Below are 18,338 nucleotides of genomic sequence, written 5' to 3' on the forward strand. Positions count from 1 at the left end.
TCGACCAATATCTTGACCATGACATTCCTTCGTTCCGGACCCGATCTCTCGCGTAAGCAGGACGTAAGCCGGCGGGAGAAAATCGGTGCGGTTTTTCGGATAGGAACGTCGCTTGGTGATTTGCGAATATCCAGTTTCTTCAAATGGATATCGTAGTATAGCGTGCCCTATCGCATTTTTCGGATGGGCACGTTGTCTTGCTCCGAAGGCAAAGGCCACGCGTTCGAGTCGTGTCGCCGATCCAGACCGATGTCCAGATGGTCGTCCTTGAGCCGGCTCAGAGCGGTGTTGCTCACGCGCTCCGTCCGTCGCCTAGGGGGACGGCGTTGCGTCGGACTGGACCGCGGCAGCGCGCGCACGCCGCCGCATCCCGCGCGTTCAGGCCGGGCAACGATGGCCTCCCCCCGCAGAGTCGCTGCGGTAACGGCTGGCCGAGGTCTGGTAGTACCGCGCGCAGATGGCCACCATGGCCTCGATCAACGATCCCCACGGCGCCGGAAAGCTCTCTTCAGCCATCACCCGATGCAGCATGCGCGTATAGCCGGCGAGGTCGTCTTTGAGAAACTCCACCACAGGCATAGCTGGATAACGCTGCAGCATCAGGATCGCCGCGTTGTCGGCCTCGCCGGCCGACTCGTCCTTGTCTCGTCCGTGCAGATCGTTCTGCAGACGTCCTATCGCGGAAACCAGCCGCAGGACCTGGCGAAACGCCGGACGTGCGCGCAAGCTCGCCATGTCCAGCCCCCACAGCAAGGACAGGCAACAGAACACGTTCGCGTAGGCTATCGAATCGATGCCGTTGTGCAGGTACTCGGCGTAGGACCAGCGTTCCCGCCCTGCCGCCTGCGCGTGTCCGGCGCGCAGCGCCGCGCAGTAGCGCCGGGTAGCGTCAAGAAGCTGAGCATAGTCGCGACGATCGTAGGCGAGCGCGGCCAACGAAGCGCGCAGCGCAGCGCAACCCTCGAATCCGGGGAGCGCGCACGGCTCGCCGTGCCCCAGCGCCTGCTCCACCGCGACGAGCTGCTCCGGCAAGATCAGGCCAAGGTCGTTGCAATCGTCGAGCCAGAACAGCAGCGCCAGTTCGCGATAGAACGCCACGATCAGTGTTTCGTCCTGCGGATCGCGACCGGTGCGGACGCTGATGTCGCGCAGGCTCGGACGGATACGATGCAGAATGTACTGGCCGCCGTTGACCGCTTCCACGGCATGCTCGTCAGCGAACCCGGTCAGGGAACGCCCCCACTCCAGCACCTGATGCAGCGCGCGTTCTTGCTGGGTCATGGTGCCGCCCCTGTTCCCTCGGTCAGCACGCGCCGTCCCCAACGAAGCGCCAGCCACAAGCCCGCGAGTTCGGCCACGCGCACGACCCGAGTGGGGCAATACAGTTCCTTTCCGATCCACAATGGCGTTTTCGGCAATGCATGTGCCGCATGCCGGGCGAGCATCCACTTTAGCGCACGCGCCACCGCCTGGGCGATGCGCCGGCGCTCTGTGGCTTTTCCGCTCTCGGCCACCACGCGTAACGCGAACAACGCATAGGCGGTTTCCTCGAATGTGGACGCGCGACTAGCGCCCCAGCCGCCGTCGCCGTGCTGCGCCTGCAGCAGCGCGGCCAGCGCGCGCTCGTCCCGCCACTGAGGCTTGCCTTGCGCCAGCGCAGTGACCGCATGCGCAGTGGGATACAGCCACGAAACATGCCATTTTTCGTTGGCCCATAAACCGTGCGGGTTGCGATTGGCCTCGACGTACGCGGTGGTGCCGGCGGCGGGCCTTCCCAACAGTCGCAACGCATGCAGGGCGTGGATATTGGTCGACACCGAGGCGTTGCGCTCGCCGGGGAAGGTGACGAACAGCTCGCCGATTTCGAAAGGGCGTAACGCATCGACCGCTGGGTCGCGGCCTGCAAGGTGCAGGACGCACAACGCAACGGCGGTGTCGTCCGCGTCAGCCGCGAAGTGCAAGGCCGGCCCTAGACCGCGCACGCCCAGTCGGGCCTCGAGCTGGGCGACGATTGCGCGGACCGCCTCGGCGAGTGCGGGATGAGCGAACAGTCCGGCCAGATGCAGGGTGTACAGCGACCAGCATGGCTCGAACACGTTGATCGGCCACACATTGGGAACGACACCTTCGATGCCGCTGCGCGTCGCCCTCGATGCCATCTGCAGATACGCATCGGCGCGCGCGACCTGCGGCGTGCTCCCCCATGTCACGGCGTGCGCACGCCACGCGGCGGTGGCCGCCGGGCTAATGCCGATGCTGCCGTCGTTATCCGGGCATGCGGTGGTCGGCGACGTCCCCCAGGCTTCCCAGGAGTGTAGCAACGGATGGCCGCTCGGCAACATCGCCACCGCCGCCAGCTTGTCCAGGCACGCTTGCCGCAACGGCAACAGCGCTGGATGGCGCGGAAACGCCAAGGCACCCAACAAGCATGCGGCCTCACCGTAAAGCTGCGGCAGGATCAGCTCCGCGCCGATCGGCGCGTCTTCCGGCACCGCATGTGCGTAGGGATCGGGCTGGCGCTGGAGGAACCGGGTTGCCGCCCGGACTGCGTCGGCACCACCGGGAAGAGAATCGGCACGCTGCAATGCCAGTAAGGCTGCCCAGGTGGGCGCAAAGCGGAACAGCGGGAAGTTCGCGCTTCCCCAACCGCCATCGGCCTGCTGCTGCGCGATGAGCCACGCGTATGCGTCCTGCCGATCAAGGACATTGCCGTGGAAGCGCAGCGCCCGCGCCGTGTCGTAGACAGACGGACCGACGCTGCCGCCATCGCTCATTTCGCTCAACAGGCCGCGCAATTCGCAGAGGATCTGTTCGGACAGCGCGTTCACGCTGGGGCCGCGTGCTTGAACAGATACGCGTTGGCCCGGTGTAGGAGTTGCGCCAACCGTTCAGCACGCGGCCCCAGCGGCGCGATGGCCTCCCCGGCTTCGCGCAATAGATCCAGCGCGAACTGGCGTGCTGCCTGTAGGCCCATGATGGACGCGCAGGTCGGCTTCTGCGCCGCCGCGTCCTTGCCAGGGGTCTTGCCTAGCTTCGCGGTATCCGCTGTCACGTCGAGAATGTCGTCGATCACCTGCAAAGCCAGGCCGAAACGGGCGCTGTAGTGATCGAGCACACAGTACAGCGCAGCATGCGCGACATTGTCCGCGACAGCGCATAGCGCGCCCATGCGAACGGACGCTCGCACTAGCGTTCCAGTCTTCATCTGGTGCATCGCCACGATCCTGTCCAACTCGACGCGCTTTCCGACCAGCGACAGATCCTTGGCCTGCCCGCCTGCGGCACCCTCGACTGACACCGCCTGCGCCAGTTCGCGCACGAGCGCGATACGGCTGTCGCCCGGCGCATCCAGGCTCGCAAGGGTCAGGAAGGCGTGCGCCTGCAACGCATCGCCGACCAGGATCGCAGTAGCTTCGCCGAACTTGACGTGCACGGTCGGAATGCCGCGGCGAAGCACGTCGTCGTCCATCGCGGGCAGATCGTCGTGGACCAAGGTACAGGCGTGCATCATCTCGATGGCGGCCGCGACGTCATCGAGCATGTGCTCCGGCGCGTCGACCAGTGTGCCGGCAGCCAGACACAGCAAGGCGCGGGTGCGCTTCCCGCCATGCAAGGTGGCGTAGCGCATTGCCGCCATCAGCTCGGTCTCCCCGTCATGTTCGGCGCAGAGAAGACGCGCCAGCACCTGTCCGACCCGGTTTGCGCCCTCGTGCATCCAGACCTCGGGCAGCAGCCCGCCGGATGCGCCGCGCGCGTGCGCACCCAATCCACCAAGCGCGAAATCATCAGTTCTGTCAGCCTGTGGCGTAGAATTGCTCTGCATGTTGTTCTTGTCCTTGTCCCTGACGGGCGAGCCGCCGCGGTGTACTCTGCGTCGCACCGTGCGCGCGCCGAGTGCAGCAATGCCGCGCGTCGCCGGCGCTGCTGCCTCGCCACAGGGGCATGTGATGCCAGCTCATGAGAATCCGATTCGAATAGTCGTGGATGGATGTGCGGTCGGGTAATAGCGCCGGCCTTTTTCGACACAGCTCAGCAACCGGGGCCGCGCTCCGCCCTCGTGCATGGTCAGCGCCAAGGTGATGCAGAACTGCACCAGTTCCAGCCATGCCAGGTGGTAGCCGATGCAGACGTGTGGGCCGGTACCGAACTGCAGCGTGTCCACCGGCCGGATCGGCTCGGTGCGTTCCAGCCACCGCGCCAGGCGAAACTGATGAGGCGCCTCGTGCAGCAGCGCCGAGGTCGAGAAATGCAGCAGCGGGATGCATAGATCAGTACCCGCGGGAATGTGCCGTTGGCCGAGTCGCAATTTACGCACTGCGCGGCGCACCAGGAGCGGCGTCGGCGGATGCATGCGCAGCGTCTCGCGGAACAGCGCCTCGGCGACGGGACACTGCGCCAAGTCCGCGTGCCGGGTCGGCACTGCGCCCACGCGTTGCGCCTCCTCGACCAAAGCCTCCCACAGCCCAGGCTGCCGCGCCAGCTCGATCACCATCCAGGCCATCGTTGAGGCGGTGGTCTCGTGACCGCCAAGCAGCAGCAAGCGGATATTGCCGACTAGGACTTCATCGGAGAGCGCACCGTCGCTGCGATCAAAGGCGCTCACCATGTCGTTGATCAACCCGGTGCGCGCGGCATGTTCGCGCGCGGCGCGAACGAACTCGCGCAACCGCGCATCGATCCAGTCGCGGGCGGCGCGACCGCGCCGCAAGGGCAGTCCGGGCAGGTCGACCGGGGGCGCGACGATCAACTGCAGCAGTTGCCGGTACTTGCGACGCCATTCCGGCAGGTCATGCGCGGGGATTCCCATGAGGCTGAAGATGAGCTTAAGCATCAGATCGCCGGTTTCGCGCAGGATGGTTACCTCGCCCCGGTCGCGCCACCTCTGCACCCACGCTCGGATGACGGGCGCGAAAAGCTCGCCGATGCCGGCCTGGGTCAGCCCCGCAGGCAGGAACGCCGCCTGGATCGCGCCGCGCGCCTGCCGGTGCGCGCCGCCGTCATGAGCGACCAACGTTCCACCAAACAATTCGGGCGCGATATCTTCGATCAGCGCCGAGGACACGTCCTTGTGTCGGAGCAGTGCGATCGGGTCCGGATCCAGACAGGTCACCATGTGTCCGGCAGGGCCGAAATCCAGCCAGAAGTGGCTGCCCAGCGTCCGTTCCGCGCGCCGCAGCAGGCGCGGCAGGTCGCAGACGATGGCGGGAAGATGCCCGACCAAGGGGAAAGCGCCGGGCACGACCGGGATGTCGTGCCGTAGCCGATCTCGACGGTTCAGCGGGTTGAGCAGCATGTCCATCAGCAGCGCGGCGACGCAGCCGCTTCGGCGGTCTCGAGGGAAGGCCGTGCGGCGCGGCTGTTCCCACCGTCGGCGTACGTCGGCACATGTGCCAGCATGCCGCCGTCGATGCACACTACTTGGCCGGTTATGAACGCAGCATCGTCGGAGAGCAGGAACGCCACCAGCGCGGCCACGTCCTCCGGGCGGCCGACGCGCGGTAGGAGCTGGTGCCGGCGCAGACGCCGTTGCATGCACTCGTCCAGCTTGCCCAGGAGACGCTCGGTCATGATAAGACCCGGCGCAACCGCGTTGCAGCGGATCTGCGCATGACCGTACTGGGTGGCGAGCGAGGCCGATAGCATGTTCATCGCCGCCTTCGATGCGGCGTAGGACGTCAGCGCGGTGTCACCGCTGAGCCCCTGGCACGACGACATGTTGACGATCGCGCCACCGCCGCGGCCGATCATCGCTGGGATGGCCTGCCGGCAGCAGAGCAACGTGCCGCGCAGATTTGTCGCCATGGTCTGATCCCAGATAGCCAGGTCCAGGTCGAGGATCGCGCGGTCGCGCGAAGTCAGATGCATGGCGCTCGCGTTGTTCACCAGCAGGTCGACCCCACCGAAGTGCCGCTCTGCCGCATCGAACAGCGCTACCACAGCCTGCGCCTCGGCGATGTCGATGGCCAGAGCCAGCGCGTGGCCCGCCTCGGCAGCGATTTGCGCGGTACACGCCGTGGCCGCCGAGCGATCGATGTCCCCGACTACCACTCTGCCGCCCTCTCGCGCGATGGCGAGGGCGCATGCCTTGCCGATCCCGGCGCCGGCACCGGTGACCACAGCCACCTTGCCTTCAAACCGTCCCATCGTGTCCTCCTCGATTGCGTTCGTCTCTCGCGGCGTGCGGCTCGGCCTCAGCCGGAGAAGGCGCACTGCCAGCGCTGGCGCACTCGCCGTCGCCAGCTGCGCTTTCGATGACCCGGATGGCGGCGACCGGGCACTGTCTGGCTGCGAGCCGCACGGCGGTGTGCAGTGCCTGCGGGACTGTCGCCCCGCAGACTTCGGCCACGCCGTCCGATTTGCGCTGGCGAAAGGTGCTCGGTAGCGTCAGCACGCACTGCCCGCTGGTTCCGCACAGATCCTGGTCGACCACGACGCACATCTGCGCCCTCTGCGCACGCAGCCGCACCGGCAGCGCGCGGAACGTCCTCAGGAACGCGGAGGGCTCCCGCGTCGGCTGTTCGGTCAATGCTAGCTTGGGGAAGCGCGCCTCAATCCGCGGCAAGCTCTCGGCCAACTGTACCCGGGCCAATTGCGCACCAAGGCAGAAGTGGATGCCATGGCCGAAGCTCAGCATGATCTTCCCGTCGGTCGACATGCCGGGACTGGTGTCGTAGAACCGCGCGGGATCGAAGCGGTCGGGATCGGCGAAGGCGTCCGGGTCGCGATTGCCAGACGCGATCAGCAAGCGAACATCCGCGTTCTTCGGGATCACCACACCGCCTAGTTCGATGTCGTGCTTGGCGATACGCGGAATGGAGCTGAACATGATGGGAGCGTCGCAGCGCAGGACTTCTTCGACGAACGCCTTCACCCCCATGGCATCTCCCTGCAGCCAGTGCCGCTGTTCGGGATACGCCAGCATCGCCAGGATCGCATGGTCAATCGTCGCGGCAGTGGTGGCGAAACCGCCCAGCAGCATGCCCCACAACATGCTGATCAACTCCGCATCCGACAGCGTGTCGGCATCATCGTCGTGCGCGCCGACCAGCATCGACACGATGTCGTGGCGGGGATCGGTACGCTTGCGTAGTATGAGATCGCCGAAGTAGGCCTTCACTCTGGCACTGGCCGCGTCCGCCGCGGCGAGCTGGGGATCGCTGGCCTGCGGGCTCAGGCCTTCCAGAATGGCGCCGATGCCGGTAGCGAGTTCGAACATGTCGTCCTTGGGCATGCCAAATAGTTCGGTGAATACAAGCATGGGCAGTGCCAGCGCGAATTCCCGATGCAGGTCCACGGCCTCCCCGCGCTCCAGCGCGGGCGCCATGCTGTCCATGCGCGCTGCGACAATGCGCACGATGCTCGGTCGCAGATTGTCAATCTCGCGCATGGTGAAATCGCGCGAGATCAGCCGGCGAAGACGCGTATGCGCTGGTGGGTCTTTCATTGCTATCGTGGAGGCCAGCAGATCGAACGAGAGGCTGTTCGCCGCCTGCGGAAAATAGCGCGCCAGTTCGCCTGGCGCCGGCCCCCGAAACGCATCGCCGGTGGCATTGAGCACCCAGTAGATGTCGGCGTGGCGGCTCAACAGAAAGAGACCCGACGCCGCGCGATGCACCGGATCGTGCTCGCGCAACCATCGCATGAACGGATACGGGTCGTGGATGCGCGCCGGCAACGCCAGTTCGGCGAATGCGTCCCGGCATGCTGCCCTGGTTTCTTGCACATCCATCTTGGTTATCCGTCGGCTGGCTGATCTAACCTGTGCGCGGGAGGCGCGCGGGAAAATCGCGGAGACGATCGCGATCCCTCGGCGGCGTGCGCACATCACCAGAGCGCCGGAACTCCTCCAAACCGTCAGTGACGATCTTCTTGCGCAACTTCAGTTCTTCGGGCGCCACGGCCAAGCGCAGTGCGGGAATGCGCTGGAAGATAGAACCGAACACCACCTTGAGTGTCAGCCTGGCCAGCGACCCGCCGATGCAGGAGTGCGGCCCGTAGGAGAATGCTAGGTTCGCTTTCGTCGGCAGGAGTTGTTGAGACACGGCGGCACTTCAATCTTAAAGCGGTGGAACGCGGAAGATGGTCGAGGCGCTGCGGGCAGCGCCTGCGCGTGCGCTTGCATTCACTCCTGTTCGTCGATGTTGACCGGCGGGGAAGACGGCTGAATCCTATGGCCTCAAGCTGCCTTTAGCCACCTACCGAATCTTGTAGTAGCTCGGAACGCCTGTGGCGCTAAAATGGAAAGTCGATCCCCACGCGCCAACATACGAACGTATTTCCGATCGGTATCCGCCTATTTTTGGTTGGCTACATGCGCGTGTCGCCGGACTCCGACCGCCAGAACACCGACTTGCAGCGCGACGCGCTGCTCGCGCCGGCGTTGATCCGCTTCACTTGTTCGAGGATGACGCCGCGCCAAAGCTGCCCCGCGACTGGTCGCATTGGTGTCATCAACGGCCTAGCAGTAAGCAAACTGGCAGGAGATCAGAATGTTGCAGCTCTCATCTCGTTCAGGACTAAGACGATAATGTGCATGATCTGTCCACAGCGTCGCTCAACAAAGAGCGATCTTACACCTACAGCTCTCAAAGAACCCGAGCGGTCGGTCCATCAATTACGTCCCGAAATTCACGAAGGAACAGTCAATTGGGATTGCCGAACTCGTGTAGACTGTGTCGGTATTCTGACAGAGGCACAATCTCGTGTCAGGTCCAGTACAACGCGCATAGTAAACGTTGGTACTGTCGAAAGCCCATTTAGCTTTGTGACTTGCTGGCGCCGCCGGGGATGACCATTGCTCAAAACAAATTGCTGGAGAAACAGGGCTAAAAGGCAGCAATGCTCTCGCTCCAAACTCTCTATCTCGCTGCGGAAGAAAGGTCCGCTCGTTCAGCTCGTTTACGTGCGCTGCACCCCTGACAGCTCTGTTCGGACATATCCACTGCGACCGCTTAGACATATAGAACAGCTAAAACCTGGTCTCGAACGTATTACCGCACGTAATGCACCCAGGTTCATGGCTTGCGCTTCGACTGGGTTAGCTTGGCATCGAGTTCTTTCGTCAGTCGGCCCAACCACTGGCTTAGTTCGAGGACTCGCGCCAAATCCCACGATTCGTTCACCGCCCATTGTCGAGTTCATGTTTGTCTTTCGGCTGGCACGATGCTTGCTGAAGTTCATTGCTCCCGGGGCGAGGAAGAACTGCAAGAGCTTGGAAAAGCAAGATGAGCACGAACGCTTTGATCGGTGGCGTCATTCCGCGCACCGATGTTGTGAAACGTGCGGCGCGCATTGGTGCCGAAGTCAAAAATATCAAGTTATCAGGCGATCTACCGGATAACGCAATCGCCGCGATCAACAGCCTATTGCTAGAGCACAAGGTGATCTTCTTTCGGAATCAAGGACATGTTAATGACGCCGAGCAGGAGCGCTTTGCCGCTCGTCTTGGAAAGCTGGTGCCACATCCGATGCTCGGTGCTACCAAGGGGACGGCGTCGCTTCTCGAATTGGACTCCACTCGCGGCGGCGGTCGCGCCGACGTTTGGCATGCGGATGGAACCTTCGCCGACGCTTATCCCAAGATTCTGGTACTACGGGCTGTTGTAATTCCGATGTTTGGAGGCGACACGGTGTGGTCGAACACAGCTGCCGCTTATCTTGGTTTGCCGCCGCCGCTACAACGGCTGGCCGATGGCCTATGGGCCGTTCACAGCAACGTCTTCGATTACGCCGGGATCGCGCGTGTCCGCGAGATCGATAAAAAACACTTTGACGAGGTGTTCACCAGAACGGTTTTGGAGACCGAGCATCCCGTGGTACGCGTCCATCCCGAAACAGGCGAGCGGACGCTAGTGCTCGGCGCGTTGGTGAAGCACTTTGTTGGGATCCCCAAATACGACGGACAAAAGTTGTTCGATCTGCTCCAATCTCACATCACCGCGCCCGAAAACACCGTGCGCTGGAACTGGTTAGAGGGGGATATTGCGATATGGGATAACCGCGCAACGCAGCATTACGCCCTCAACGATTACGGCGACCAGCATCGCGTCGTACGTCGCGCTACGATCGAGGGTGACGTGCCCGTCAGCGTCGACGGCAGGAGCAGTGTAACGCGCCTGAACGGGACCGAAAAACTGCACGTCGACACCCAGGACTCTGCCGGCTGAAAACCGGGAAACATTGGTTACCGCAGTCGTTTCGGACAAACGCGGAAGTACGCTTTCCGACGCCGCATCTCAGCTCTTAACGCCAACTTCGGCAGCGCTTGGCTGTGCTGGCAAACATTTGTGTCGACAACGGCTTCAACGAAAGCTTGATGCATCACTATCCTTCGCCGGCGGCCGCCCCGTGGCCACGTTTCAGTTTAGAAAACGCGCGATCAGTGGCCATAAAGCGCGCCAACATGGGGGCGATGAGTTTAGTCGGATCGACCACTTGGCCACCCTGACGCGTAAGCGCTTCTGCATATGCAATGAGATCACGACGCACGGCCGCGGGCAGCTCCACAGTCACTTTGACGGGCTTGTCGTCTGGGAGCTCTCCTATTTTAAGTTTTGGCATGTTGTCACCCGCGATATGGGGTAAGTATGAGATCACGATTAACAAGAACACGAACCGGGAAACCGGGTCGCACGGTCAGAGTGGGCTGGATGTTGAGGCCGCGCCGAACTACCTGTTGACCGGTCTGGTTCAGGGAGTCCGAGGCGCCGTGTCGCAATGCCTGGATGAGGGCGCTGTCGTTGCTGTTGGTGTCCGAGCCTGCTCCGAGTTCGGTCCCAACCGCTAGAAACGTCGATAGTGCCGCAGCCTTGAACAGCTCACCCCAGTGATTGTCGACCTGGTCTTCGAGACCTGCATAGCCTGCGGCATCCGCTCCAGGCTGTCGCTCGAGAACGATAGAACGGCCATTCGGCATGATCAGCCGAGTCCAAACGAGCAGGACGCGGGACTGGCCGAAAGTGACCTGACTATCGTAGATCCCGATCAGACGCGCTCCCTGGGGCACAAGCAGAAAGCGGCCAGTCGGCGTGTCGAAAATATTTTCGATTACCTGCGCCGTAATTTGGCCTGGTAGGTCGGATCGAATCCCGGTGATCAGAGCGCCCGGAATAACGGTCCCCGCTTGCACGATATATGGTGAAGCGGGCCTGGTGACGCGATCAGGGCTGACCGTGCGGCGGTCCACAGAGGCGTTCACGAAGGCAAGCTTGCGATCTTGACCGTTCTGCGCAAATCCATCGTCATTGGCACTCGCAGGCAATGCGATGCGGTCGCCCCCTACACTCGTTGCCGTTGGCTCACGCACTTCTCTCCCATTGGTCGAAGTGAACAGATGGCTGACGCGGGCTGCCTCGGTCTCCTGGTCCCGCCGCTGCTGGTCCGAATCAGCTCCGCTTGTCGGCAACTGGCCTTGAGCTGCAAGGATGGGTCGACCGAGGTCCCCGGGGAGCGGCGGACCCAGTTGCGGGATTGGCTGGCGTGGAATGCCAGCGTAGTCCTTCGGCAGCGCCGTAATCCCGTCGGCAACATTGTGGTGGTCGGTACTGTAAAGCTCATCGGCCGCGTGGTCTCGAGGGCCATTCTTCTGCAGCGACCACAGCACGGCTCCGCTGATGACAAGCAGGGCTACCGCGCTCCCCGCCGCCAGTACTTTCCGTGACAACCGTGTCACGCGCGGGTGCTCCGCTCTCAAGCGGAAGTTCCTGGACTGATCCTCTTGTGTCTCAGACGGAGCCGCTTGCTCCTGATCGTTTCCATTCCTGAGATTCATGACGAAGGCCTCCCGTCGGTCCGGACAATACGGACCTTCTGCTGGTGCTCGCCGCCAAGCCGCAGTTCGGCGGCAGCAAACAGCCGATCGACGATCAATACGTTGCCGTAAGCGCGATAATTGACGAGTTCAGTCTTGCCGTCTGGACCGATGACGAAGAGCGGAGGCATCTCGCCCTGCACGATGCCTTGCGGGAATTCGACATAGACCTTGCGGCCATCGTCATATGCGGCGAGCGGCCGCCAGGGCGGGCTGTCTCCTTCGATGGCGTATCGGGGGATACGTTGCGCCGGATCCGGAAGAACGGGTTTCAGAGCAATTGAACGGGACCGTTCATGCACAGTTTCCGGATAGTACCAGGCAACAGACGGCATGTAGGGCCGCTCGCGGGAGCGGAGCTCGATCAGATAGGTGCGCCGGTCGGTATTGACGACAAGGTTGGTCTCGATCGAAGCTCGGGTCGGCTTGACCAGGATATGGACGCGCCGTGTATCGCCGCTCCCGCTCTCGGTATCGCCCACGACCCACCGCACGGTATCTCCGGCCGCGATCGGCCCCGATCCCGTCAGCTGCTCCCCCTCCTCGAGCGCAATATCCGTGATCTGCCCCGGTGCAGCGTAAATCTGATAGAGCGCCCCTGGACTGTAGGCGTAGATTTGCGCCGCATTGAAATATCCACGCTTGCGCGGTTCGACCCGGGCTGCGCTGTTTGCGGTCTCAACCCGGCTGACGGGTTCAGCGTCTTCCTTCCCTCCCGACTTGCCGCCGAGAGCCGGTTTCCAGAGGGGTGGAACGTGAAGCGGTCGCGATCTGTCGTCGAGAGCCACCGGAGTCGCCGGTAACGGAGGCACTTCAGCGTCATAGCTGATCTCCGGCGGAATGTAGGTCGCGCACCCACCGAGCGGAGACGAACAAAGCAGAAGAGCGGACAGAAGTGCACGCTTCGAGGTCACGAACTCGGGCCCCGCCGAATTGAGCCTGCTTTGCTGGAGAGACGAATGAACGTCAGACGGCGTCTTGGTCACTGACTCAACTCCTTTGACCAGTTGATGGCGCGGACGTAAACGCCAAGTGGATTCTTGCGCAGGCGTTCGGCATCGCGGGGTGTCTCGATCACGATCGAGAGAATCGCAGTCCAGCGCTCAGTCGAACTCAGCGAGCCGTTGTCGTAGACGCGCTCGGTCCACGCGACGCGAAAGCTCTCCATAGAGGCGCGAATGACGCTCGACACGTCGACGGAGATTTGGGCCTTGCCCAACTTGGCAAAGGGGTCATTGTTGCGCGCGTAGTCGTTAAGCGCAGCGGCGCCGCGATCGGTCGTAAAATCATAGGCCCTGAGCCAGTTTTGTCGCAGAACGATGCTGTCGGCCGGCAGGCCCCTGACATCCTCGATGAAGCGCGCCAGATGGTAGGCGATCTGAGCATCGGTGGGCTGATAGTCGATGTTCGCTGGCGCAACCCTTTGGGCCCGGCCGAGATGGTCGACTTCGACCACCCAGGGCGTGATCGAGCCCTGGCTCGACTGCCAAACTAGGCTAACTGCGAGACCGGCTGATAACATCAAGCAGCCGAACGCCATCAGGCGCCAGTTCTTGGCCTGCACGCGGGCCGATCCAATTCGTTCGTCCCACACCTGCGCTGCCTTTTGGTAAGGCGTGGTCGGCTCGGGCATGCGCCCGTAATGAACGGAAGGTCGTTTGAACATCGATAATTGCCCCTGAGATCAAGTGATCGGTTTTGAGCGTGCGGTGTACGGATTTGAGGCGCTGCCGCGCAGCGGGTGGCGAAAGCGCGGTGGCCGCGCGTCAGCGCTCTCCTTCGGACAAATCGACGGACGAGCCGCTGCCGCCATGATCGCCTGAGCGAACCGCGTGGCCGGCCGCCGACGCACCGTGCCGAATGGTCTGGGCCCCCTTCATGCGCCGCGCCCAATCTGGCTGCCCTTCAGCCGAGGTGCTCGCGGCCTGCCCTCCCGTTTGCTCAGTTGCGCCGAACGCCGCCGCTGCGCGACGCAAAGGACTCATAGCAGCCGAGTGACCTGCCTCCGCGACACCAGCAATGCCTCCGCTTCGATAGGCCGCTGATGCTCCACTCATGATGGCGCCGCCAACGCGCGCTGCACCTGCAATCGCACCACCAGCGAGACTGGCGCCGCCGGCGGCGAGGCCGGCGCCCGCCGCAACAATGCCACCGGCAGCAAGGCCTGTTCCAACCGCGGCACCGGCACCGAGCTGAGGTCCACCTGACACCAGGCCGTTGGCGATTCCAGGACCGAAGATGCCGAGGCCCAGCAACGCGAGCGCCGCGAGCACCAGCGTCATCGCGTCCTCGATGGTCGGCTGGGCGCCGCCGAAGCCTGCGGTGAACTGCGAAAACAGGGTCGAGCCGATGCCGACGATGACGGCCAGGACCAGGACCTTGATCCCTGAAGATATCACGTTGCCCAAGACCCGCTCGGCCGCGAAGGCTGTCTTGCCAAACAGGCCGAAGGGAATGAGCACAAAGCCGGCCAGGGTGGTGAGCTTGAACTCGATCAGGGTGACGAAGAGCTGAATCGCCAGAATGAAGAAGGCGAGCAACACTACGACCCAGGCGAACAGGAGAATCACGATCTGGACGAAATTCTCGAAGAAACTGATGTAGCCCATCAGATTCGAGATCGAATCGAGGAGCGGCCGACCGGCATCGAGACCGACTTGAGCGATCTTCCCCGGTCGCAGGAAATCCCCCGCCGACAGGCTTGTACCAGACGCTTTCAGCCCAAGGCCGGCAAAGCTCTCGAAGACAATGCGTGCCAGGCCGTTCCAGTTGCCGATGAGGTAAGCAAAGACGCCGACGAACAACGTCTTCTTGACGAGGCGCGCGATGATGTCCTCGTCCGTTCCCCAACTCCAGAACAAGGCGGCTAGTGTGATGTCGATAGCGGCAAGCGTCGTCGCGAGATATCCGACGTCACTCCCTAGAAGCCCGAACCCATTGTCGATATAACGCGTGAATGTTTCCAGGAATTGGTCGATGATCCCCGTACCCGTCATTGCTTGTTCGCCTCGGGAGTCGCCGGTTGCGGATGACCTTGCGGGATCCGGCTCTGGTCTTTTGGGCCGGGTGCCAAACCTGCGGAATTATCTCGGCCAGAATCTGCGGGATCGTTCTTGCCGAAAAAGCGACGCCGGTTTTCGGCCCACACTTGCTTGCAGTGCTGATAACCTGCGGCTTCCTCCGCAGTGACACTGCGGCAGCCTGCAAGGTCAGAGCTGGTTGCATCCGTTGTCTGCTCCGCCTTCGGCGGCGGAGGAGGACCGTTTCCGCCACGAAGCTGAATTGTGCAGGCAATGACCACCAACACGCTGATCGTCGTGAGCAGCGATAACGCCTTGAACGACCTTATGTCGGTCATTGGTGGAACATCTGCACGTTGGATGATTGATAGCCCTGTCCTGGTGTCAGGAAACGCCTGAGCTGCTCTCGCCCCTGATCCTGAGCTGAGGCGCGCTGAGCCGCTTCGAGGCTCTGCGCCCTGCCCTGCGCCGCCGCGGCCGCTGTGAGATCGGCAAGTTGTTGCGCTTGAAGCGCGAGGATCTGGTTGCCGGCCTGAGTTGCCTGCAAGGCGCCACTGGCACTCTGGCTCGAGGTTACGAGGGCAGACGTCTGGATGCGATTGGTGTCGAGGTTGCCAACGATGCCAGCCTGGACACGAAGCGCGTCTTGCGTCGCGGCATAGGAATTCTGCCATCGCGATTGAGCGTTGGAGATTAGCAACTGGTTCGACTGGCTGCTGGTCGCTGGCGCGTAGCTTGTCGAGAAGGCATGATCGATCTGCTGCACGTCGTAGGTAATGCGCTGAGCCTGGGCCAGTAATTGCTGGGTGCGCTGGATCGATGATTGCAATTGCTGCAGCGACGAATACGGCAGGTTTGCCAGATTCCTTGCCTGATTGATCAGCATCTGCGCCTCGTTCTGCAACGAGGTGATCTGATTGTTGATCTGCTGGAGCTCCCGCGCGGCCGTCAGGACATTCTGAACGTAGTTGCTGGGATCAAAGACGATCAGTGCCCGTGCGGGTACCGAGGCACCAAGCGCCAGCGCAATGGTGCCAGCGGCTGCCAACAAGCGAAGACGCTTCATAGCGATTTCTCCAGATTTGCGAGATTGGGGATCAGCTCGAGGGCCCAGGCGACGTCCCGGTGCTGTAGCCAGGCCGGCACGAAGCCATCAGGTCCATGTTCGGCGAAGAGCTGCGCAATGGCTGCCTGATCTGTCTTGGAAGAGGCCGCGGTGAATGCGAGCGCAACTTCGCCCAGACCAAGCTCGAACATCCGGTTGCCGCGACGGGACTGGCAGTAGTAGTCGCGCTTTGGCGTTGCCCGGCTCAGAAGTTCGATTTGGCGATCGTTGAGTCCGAAGCGGCGGTATATGGCAGTGATTTGCGGTTCGATCGCCCGTTCGTTCGGCAGCAAGAGGCGCGTTGGGCAGCTTTCGATGATCGCCGGCGCAATCGGAGAGCCATCGATGTCCGAAAGCGACTGGGTGGCGAAGATGACGGACGCGTTCTTCTTGCGAAGCGTCTTCAGCCATTCCCGGAGCTGCCCCGCAAAATCCTCGTCGTCGAGGGCAAGCCAACCCTCATCGACAATCAGGAGCGTCGGCCGGCCGTCGAGACGGTCCCCAATACGATGGAAGAGATACGCCAGCACGGCCGGCGCAGCACTCGTTCCGATCAAGCCTTCGGTCTCAAACGCCTGGACCGACGCCTCGCCAAGGCGCTCGAATTCAGCATCAAGCAGGCGCCCGGAGGGACCACCGAGGCAATAAGGTTGCAAGGCGCGTTTCAGAGAGTTCGATTGGAGCAGGACTGACAGGCCCGTGAGGGTATGTTCCTCCCTCGGCGCCGAGGCGAGAGACGTCAGCGCCGACCACAGATGATCCTTGACCTCCGGGGTGATCTCGACCTTTTCCCGCGCCAGGATCGCGCAAATCCATTCCGTGGCCCATCCGCGTTCGGAAGGATCATCGATCCAGGCCAGCGGCTGCAGGGCGACGGGTTGTTCATCTGCATCGGACGATGCGCCACCGAGATCATGCCAATCACCGCCCATGGCGAGGGCGGCCGCTCGGATCGAACCGCCAAAATCGAAGGCAAAGACCTGAGAGTCGGGGTAACGGCGGAACTGTAGCGCCATCAGGGCAAGCAGGACCGACTTGCCGGCACCTGTCGGTCCCACCACGAGGGTATGGCCGACATCGCCGACATGGAGCGAGAACCGGAAGGGCGTCGATCCCTCGGTCTTGCCGAACAGAAGCGGCGGACCCTTGAAGTGCAGATCCCTCGCCTCGCCGGCCCAAACGGCCGACATTGGAATCATATGCGCGAGGTTGAGGGTCGACACCGGTGGCTGCCGCACATTAGCGTAGACGTGCCCGGGCAGACTGCCGAGCCAGGCTTCAACGGCGTTCACCGTCTCGATCATGCAGGTGAAATCGCGCCCCTGGATGACCTTCTCGACGAGGCGGAGCTTTTCATCGGCGGCATTGGCATCGCGGTCCCAGACGGTGATGGTCGCCGTGACAAAGGCTTGCCCGATCTGATCCGATCCCAGTTCCTGCAAAGCCGCGTCGGCATCGAGCGCCTTGTTGTGAGCGTCGGTATCGAGCAGCGTCGATGCCTCGTTGGTCATCACCTCCTTGAGGATGGCGCCGATGGACTTTCGCTTGGCGAACCATTGCCGGCGAATCTTCGTCAGCAGCTTGGTGGCATCGGTCTTGTCGAGCATGATTGCGCGGGTCGACCATCGGTACGAAAACGCCAGGCGATTCAGGTCGTCCAGAATTCCCGGGGTCGTGGCGCCCGGAAAGCCAACAATCGTCAGGACCCGAAGATTGGCTGAGCCCAACATCGGCTCCAGCCCGCCGGTCAACGGCTGGTCGGCCAATAGCGCATCAATGTACATCGGAATTTCTGGCACCCGAACGCGATGACGCTTGGTCGAGATCGTCGAGTGCAGGTAGGTCAGGGTGTCCTCATCATCGAGCCAGGCACATTCGGGCATAAACCCTCCGACGAGCTGCAGCAGGCGGTTAGTTTGATCGACAAACCCATGGAGAATCTCGCGCGCGTCTGCGCCAACAGTCCGATCGCGGCCCTCATAGAGCAAGCGCTCTGCCCTGGCGGCTCCCTCCTCCGGCGGCAGATAGAGGAACGTTAGAAAATAGCTGGACTCATAGTGAGCGCCGGCCTCTTCAAACTGAGCTCTGCGCTCGGCGTCGACCAGCGCCGATGCCACATCCGGAAACGTACTCGGAGGATAGACCCCAGCAAAATGACGCTGCGCCTCGATGAATAAGGCCCAGCCGGATCCCAGGCGGCGAAGTGCGTTGTTCAGGCGACCGGCGACGCCGACAAGTTCGGCCGGCACCGCGCTGTCGATGTCAGGTCCCCGGAACTTTGCCGTCCGCTGGAACGAGCCGTCCTTGTTCAGGATGATCCCCTCATCGACGAGGGCTGCCCAGGGCAGGAAGTCGGCGAGACGCGCGTTGGAATGACGATATTCGGCAAGGTTCATCATAGCAA

At 62.6% G+C, this 18,338-nt stretch carries 16 protein-coding genes and 2 pseudogenes; 1 reads left to right on the forward strand and 17 read right to left on the reverse strand.

Annotated features, from left to right (window positions below):
- Nucleotides 1-378: 378 nt before the first annotated feature.
- The 9 genes and pseudogenes from ACVIIW_RS02655 to ACVIIW_RS02695 form a co-directional block, all read right to left on the reverse strand.
- Nucleotides 379-1,281, reverse strand: a complete 903-nt coding sequence (locus ACVIIW_RS02655) for a terpene synthase family protein (protein WP_456699319.1) — start codon at nt 1,279-1,281, stop codon at nt 379-381.
- Complete coding sequence (locus tag ACVIIW_RS02660; RefSeq protein WP_456699320.1) at nt 1,278-2,828, reverse strand: hypothetical protein; 1,551 nt, start codon at nt 2,826-2,828, stop codon at nt 1,278-1,280. Before ACVIIW_RS02660 ends, ACVIIW_RS02655 begins: the two co-directional genes overlap by 4 nt.
- Entirely contained in the window at nt 2,825-3,823 is a 999-nt protein-coding gene (locus ACVIIW_RS02665; protein WP_456699321.1) for a polyprenyl synthetase family protein, read from the reverse strand. Before ACVIIW_RS02665 ends, ACVIIW_RS02660 begins: the two co-directional genes overlap by 4 nt.
- A 132-nt stretch (nt 3,824-3,955) precedes the next feature.
- The gene (locus tag ACVIIW_RS02670) at nt 3,956-5,299 is read right to left on the reverse strand and encodes a cytochrome P450 (RefSeq protein ID WP_456699322.1); all 1,344 of its coding nucleotides are present in this window, start codon (nt 5,297-5,299) and stop codon (nt 3,956-3,958) included.
- Entirely contained in the window at nt 5,299-6,144 is an 846-nt protein-coding gene (locus ACVIIW_RS02675; RefSeq protein WP_456699323.1) for an SDR family oxidoreductase, read from the reverse strand. Before ACVIIW_RS02675 ends, ACVIIW_RS02670 begins: the two co-directional genes overlap by 1 nt.
- On the reverse strand, nt 6,131-6,439 hold the full coding sequence (locus ACVIIW_RS02680; RefSeq protein ID WP_456705070.1) for a ferredoxin: 309 nt from the start codon (nt 6,437-6,439) through the stop codon (nt 6,131-6,133). Before ACVIIW_RS02680 ends, ACVIIW_RS02675 begins: the two co-directional genes overlap by 14 nt.
- Before the next feature lie 9 nt (nt 6,440-6,448).
- Nucleotides 6,449-7,729: pseudogene (locus ACVIIW_RS02685) on the reverse strand (cytochrome P450); the annotation flags it as partial.
- A 5-nt stretch (nt 7,730-7,734) separates the two neighbouring features.
- A pseudogene (locus tag ACVIIW_RS02690) lies at nt 7,735-8,018 on the reverse strand (cytochrome P450); the annotation flags it as partial.
- Nucleotides 8,019-8,307: 289 nt separating this feature from the next.
- Nucleotides 8,308-8,442 (reverse strand): hypothetical protein, encoded by a 135-nt coding sequence (locus ACVIIW_RS02695; RefSeq protein WP_456699324.1) that lies wholly within the window; start codon nt 8,440-8,442, stop codon nt 8,308-8,310.
- A gap of 782 nt (nt 8,443-9,224) precedes the next feature.
- On the opposite strand from ACVIIW_RS02695, the gene ACVIIW_RS02700 reads away from it, so the two are divergent.
- Nucleotides 9,225-10,166 carry a TauD/TfdA dioxygenase family protein gene (locus tag ACVIIW_RS02700; protein WP_456699325.1) on the forward strand — a complete coding sequence of 314 codons (942 nt, stop codon included), beginning with the start codon at nt 9,225-9,227 and terminating at the stop codon, nt 10,164-10,166.
- A 157-nt stretch (nt 10,167-10,323) separates the two neighbouring features.
- Here ACVIIW_RS02700 and ACVIIW_RS02705 read toward each other — a convergent pair whose 3' ends face one another.
- The 8 genes from ACVIIW_RS02705 to trbE form a co-directional block, all read right to left on the reverse strand.
- Nucleotides 10,324-10,560 carry a DUF2274 domain-containing protein gene (locus tag ACVIIW_RS02705; protein ID WP_128921289.1) on the reverse strand — a complete coding sequence of 79 codons (237 nt, stop codon included), beginning with the start codon at nt 10,558-10,560 and terminating at the stop codon, nt 10,324-10,326.
- Nucleotides 10,561-10,564: 4 nt separating this feature from the next.
- Complete coding sequence (locus ACVIIW_RS02710) at nt 10,565-11,770, reverse strand: TrbI/VirB10 family protein (protein WP_456699326.1); 1,206 nt, start codon at nt 11,768-11,770, stop codon at nt 10,565-10,567.
- Nucleotides 11,767-12,795 carry a P-type conjugative transfer protein TrbG gene (gene trbG, locus ACVIIW_RS02715; protein WP_456699327.1) on the reverse strand — a complete coding sequence of 343 codons (1,029 nt, stop codon included), beginning with the start codon at nt 12,793-12,795 and terminating at the stop codon, nt 11,767-11,769. Before trbG ends, ACVIIW_RS02710 begins: the two co-directional genes overlap by 4 nt.
- Nucleotides 12,792-13,475: a conjugal transfer protein TrbF gene (trbF, locus tag ACVIIW_RS02720; RefSeq protein ID WP_456699328.1), complete on the reverse strand. Its 684-nt coding sequence runs from the start codon at nt 13,473-13,475 to the stop codon at nt 12,792-12,794. The genes trbG and trbF overlap by 4 nt, the downstream gene beginning before the upstream one ends.
- 100 nt (nt 13,476-13,575) lie before the next feature.
- On the reverse strand, nt 13,576-14,805 hold the full coding sequence (gene trbL / locus ACVIIW_RS02725; RefSeq protein ID WP_456699329.1) for a P-type conjugative transfer protein TrbL: 1,230 nt from the start codon (nt 14,803-14,805) through the stop codon (nt 13,576-13,578).
- Nucleotides 14,802-15,167 carry a putative entry exclusion protein TrbK-alt gene (trbK-alt, locus tag ACVIIW_RS02730; protein WP_456699330.1) on the reverse strand — a complete coding sequence of 122 codons (366 nt, stop codon included), beginning with the start codon at nt 15,165-15,167 and terminating at the stop codon, nt 14,802-14,804. The genes trbL and trbK-alt overlap by 4 nt, the downstream gene beginning before the upstream one ends.
- Nucleotides 15,164-15,895 (reverse strand): P-type conjugative transfer protein TrbJ, encoded by a 732-nt coding sequence (trbJ, locus tag ACVIIW_RS02735; RefSeq protein WP_456699331.1) that lies wholly within the window; start codon nt 15,893-15,895, stop codon nt 15,164-15,166. Before trbJ ends, trbK-alt begins: the two co-directional genes overlap by 4 nt.
- Nucleotides 15,892-18,333 (reverse strand): conjugal transfer protein TrbE, encoded by a 2,442-nt coding sequence (trbE, locus tag ACVIIW_RS02740; protein WP_456699332.1) that lies wholly within the window; start codon nt 18,331-18,333, stop codon nt 15,892-15,894. The genes trbJ and trbE overlap by 4 nt, the downstream gene beginning before the upstream one ends.
- Nucleotides 18,334-18,338 lie beyond the last annotated feature (5 nt).

The organism is Bradyrhizobium sp. USDA 4449, assembly GCF_054056275.1.